Origin of the sequence: Desulfovibrio aminophilus DSM 12254 (assembly GCF_000422565.1) — a bacterium.
Lineage (GTDB): Bacteria > Desulfobacterota > Desulfovibrionia > Desulfovibrionales > Desulfovibrionaceae > Aminidesulfovibrio > Aminidesulfovibrio aminophilus.
Window position 1 is genome coordinate 1 of sequence record NZ_AUMA01000027.1, and the last position, 3,433, is coordinate 3,433.

Annotated in this window: 4 protein-coding genes and 1 pseudogene; 2 read left to right on the forward strand and 3 right to left on the reverse strand. The window is 54.4% G+C overall.

Annotated features, from left to right (window positions below):
* Positions 1-450: pseudogene (locus H587_RS0112470) on the reverse strand (IS1380 family transposase); the annotation flags it as partial.
* A gap of 151 nt (positions 451-601) precedes the next feature.
* On the opposite strand from H587_RS0112470, the gene H587_RS21285 reads away from it, so the two are divergent.
* Positions 602-727: a hypothetical protein gene (locus tag H587_RS21285; protein ID WP_281167641.1), complete on the forward strand. Its 126-nt coding sequence runs from the start codon at positions 602-604 to the stop codon at positions 725-727.
* A gap of 38 nt (positions 728-765) precedes the next feature.
* The gene (locus tag H587_RS0112480) at positions 766-1,395 is read left to right on the forward strand and encodes a hypothetical protein (RefSeq protein WP_027176545.1); all 630 of its coding nucleotides are present in this window, start codon (positions 766-768) and stop codon (positions 1,393-1,395) included.
* A 395-nt stretch (positions 1,396-1,790) separates the two neighbouring features.
* Here the strand turns inward: H587_RS0112480 and H587_RS0112485 are convergent, their stop codons facing one another.
* Together H587_RS0112485 and H587_RS0112490 are read right to left on the reverse strand one after the other, a co-directional pair.
* A complete protein-coding gene (locus H587_RS0112485; protein ID WP_027176546.1) occupies positions 1,791-2,744 on the reverse strand; it encodes a hypothetical protein in 954 nt (317 codons plus the stop codon).
* 79 nt (positions 2,745-2,823) lie between these two features.
* A complete protein-coding gene (locus H587_RS0112490) occupies positions 2,824-3,105 on the reverse strand; it encodes a hypothetical protein (RefSeq protein WP_027176547.1) in 282 nt (93 codons plus the stop codon).
* Positions 3,106-3,433 lie beyond the last annotated feature (328 nt).

The following is a 3,433-nucleotide window of genomic DNA, read 5'->3' on the forward strand; positions in this document are numbered from 1 at the left end:
CATGGTATCGATGTTCAGCTCGATCACCTCTGGGCGAGACAGGTTGAGTCGCCAGAGGAAAAGGTGCTGCAACAAACGACGAAACAGGTAGGTCCGTTGTGCGGAGAACGCTTGGTAGAACCGCTTGACGGTATGCGACGAGGCCATGCCATTGATGTCTGTTTCGATGGCGGCTGCATAGCCGGGATCTTTGGCCAGGACATCGAAGTGGGCCAGGTGTCGACTGGTGCCGTCGAAGAGGAAGCAGAGCACCTGCTTGAAAAGCTCATCGATGGGCGTGCCTTTGGGGTTCTTGCGCATGGAGCCGAAAAGGCGGTTGATGTGGGGGAAAAGACCAATGCCACGGATGTAGCGAGCAAAGAGGTTGAGCCCGGCCCGGCTTGTCAGACAGTCGTTCGTGACCTGGACATCGTCGATAAATTTTGCTTTGGTTCTCTTTGAGTTGGACATCCAGCCCTCCACCAAATGGGTGAAACGTTCATGACGTAGTGACTGGATGTGATTGTAAACAAAAACAAGGCGATATGCCAACTTTGATGTTGTGTCAGGCTGGAAAATCGCTCAGGTTAGGTTCGACAAAAATTACACCGCCACCGTGTTTATGGACAAGGTGATGCTCTCCGGCCCTGACGCCCAGGCCAAGATCAATGCGGCGTTGGCTCAAAAATACAAAAACATCGTCCCGCAGATCGCCAGCGATCTTGCGGGCCTTGAACTTCAGTTCTAGGGAGGCCAACCTCCCGCAAGGAAGGAGGAAAACCACACATGCGGAACATGAAGAAAATCGTGATGTTGATTTCTATGCTGCTTCTGCCGATCCTGGCCGGCTGCGCCGGGCTTGGCGGTAGCAAGCAGGCATTGATGTACAGCAATGTTTTTTCTGTGGGCAATTCGTCGGAAGCCGTGGTCGTATCCCCCACAGCAGCCAGCTCGGCTTTCAACAAGGGGGCCAAGAAGCAGAGCGTCAAGGGTATGTACTTGAACACGGCGGATATTTTGACGCCGATTTTGCATGACGCATTGAAAGCCAGCAATTATTCGGTTGGCGAAATTTCGTCGCGTGATAATCCCAATCTGTTTGTTTTTCCTGACAAGGGAAAGCACAATGGATATACCGTGAGCGCCTGTACTTATCTGCTGAATGATTCTGATTCTGTGGTTGATGTCAAGGTTGAACTCTATCTTTTCAACAAGGATGGCAAGCCTTTGCCTGGATTCAACAGAGACGGAAAGCCATCTTCATCTAAGGTTTACACCGAGCGCATCTTTTTGGATGAAGTGCTGCTCTCCGGCCCCGACGCCCAGGCCAAGGTCAATGCGGCATTGGCCCAAAAGTACAAGAATATCGTCCCGCAGATTGTGACCGACCTCGTGGGCCTCAAGCTAAACCTCTAGGCTAGGGTTGCCCCCGGAGCGCAGGGTAACGTCTTTTCCCATCCTGAGCCCCCCATGGGGGCTCTTTTTTGTGGAGGGGACTTTATAGGGCGAAATAGCTCCCCAATAACCCCAACTGCCTCTAAGACAAACGCCACTTTTTGCCTCGGATTCGCGGCAAATTCCGGCCCGCGATTTCACGAAGTGGAGCCTCGCCCCCAACCACTTCCTTGGCCTCCGCCCGCCCGACGCAGCCTGACCCCCTTCCAGGCTTCAGGAGGGGCATCCCTGGGGGTTCTCTTCCTTATTTTCCCAGGGGACTCGGACGAGCCGCCGAAGATCTCAGACACGAAAAAGGCCGATGGTTGATCCACACCGGCCTTTTTCGTGTCTGGGACCGGAGTTCAGGCTGGGCCTTACGCCGGGTGAGGTTCAATGATCCGAACGTTGAGCCTGCTTTTTCGAATTTCTTGTCCGTCTTCGAAGACGATATAAACTCGTTGGCCGGAAAAATAGAGATCCACATCCTCGGCCACGTACCATTCGGCCACAAATCTTTCAAATCTTCCAACCTGCTTCTTCACCGACTCTTTGTACTCTATTTTTACGTTTTTTTTGCATTCCATGCCCGCCCGGCGCTTTTCTTTCAGCTTTTGCAGCCTGGCGGCTTCCTTCCTGTCCTCTTCTTTCCGCCGTTCCTTCTCCAGGTGGGCCTCCTCGGCCTGGCGCTCGGCTTCCTTCTTGGCCTCGGCCCATCGGCGCTCCTGCTCTTGGGCCACCCGGGCAATCTCCTCCTCGCTGGGAAGCTGCGACAGGTGGGCCTCAATCCATGCCTCCTTGAGGCCGCAAGGCCAAACCTGAGGAGGGACGGGAATGCGGCGGACCTTAAACCTATTGCTGCTTCTCTCAGTCGTCCTTTCCAGGCCATTTTTCACGAGCCAAGCCGGACAGTAGTGCTTGCGGCCTTCCTGGTGCAGTTGGGATTTTGGAGCCCAAAAGGTACAGCTATGCTTCCGGCACTCCCCCCCGTGCATTTTCCGTATTTCTTCCTCGTCTTCGAACAGGCAAAAGATCGAGCATTGGACGCTCGCGCCCGTTTTGCTCTCCTTTTGGCTGACCTTCACCGGGAACCAGCCCGCGTTTTTCTCGCACATTTCTTTTTCGATCTCGGCACCCCGGCCAATGATGTATTTTCTCAAGGCTTCACGGGCCTCGGTTGTGGCTGAATGGACTCGGGCGTTCGAGAAATCAAACGATCCCAGGCGCTCCAAGCCTGAAATCTCAACGTAGGCTGAAGCCGTTCGGGGGAGAACTTCCTTGAGCTTGAACCCCCCCAAAACTGTTTTTTCTCTTGCCTGCATTTCGGCCATGTTCTGCCTCCTTGTTGTTGAAATAATAGTACGCTCAAGCATACATTAAGTCAACAACATAGTGGCAGGCCTCATTTTTTTACGCTGCCGGCCTCCCTCCGCCGATTTGCTTTTCCAGATAATACTCCAGGGCGGCCTGGGCCGTGAAGGCGTAAGCCCGGCCGATGCGGACAGCGGAAGGAATTTTGCCCTTGAGGAGGTCTCGTTGAACGACTATCCGATTCAGATCTAGGCCCCGCGCCAAGTCGCCTGTGGATAGCAACTTTTCCCCTTCGCCTGCGCGCAGGGCCTTTCGCGCGGCCTCGGCCGTGATGGTCCCGTCTTTCGCCTTTTTGAATATTTCCGGCCAGTTGGATGACATTTTTTTATCTCCCCAGCTTATTATTTAATTATACGTTGAAGAGAACATTTTTTCAACCCACAGCCATTCCAGCGAATCGTTACTTATCTAGGACAAACGTCGCTTTCTGCCTTGAATTTGAGGCAAAATTTCAGTCAACGATTTGATGAAGAGGAGTTGCGCCCTGGCCCCATCCATGGCCGGGGCGGCCAGGGATCAGCTTAGACCCCTCCGGGCGCGCGAGAGGGGCATTTCCTGGGGCCCTGGCCCCCCCTCCTTCATTGCCGGCGGGGGCCAGGGCCTGCGCCGGCCCCCCGCCCCATCCAAACCCCATCCAAACCCCATCCAA

Excerpts from the sequence above, each read along its gene's own strand:
- H587_RS21285 (WP_281167641.1), top strand. The coding sequence starts at position 602 with ATGGACAAGGTGATGCTCTCCGGCCCTGACGCCCAGGCCAAGATCAAT.
- H587_RS0112480 (WP_027176545.1), top strand. The coding sequence starts at position 766 with ATGCGGAACATGAAGAAAATCGTGATGTTGATTTCTATGCTGCTTCTG.
- H587_RS0112485 (WP_027176546.1), bottom strand. The coding sequence starts at position 2,744 with ATGGCCGAAATGCAGGCAAGAGAAAAAACAGTTTTGGGGGGGTTCAAG.
- H587_RS0112490 (WP_027176547.1), bottom strand. The coding sequence starts at position 3,105 with ATGTCATCCAACTGGCCGGAAATATTCAAAAAGGCGAAAGACGGGACC.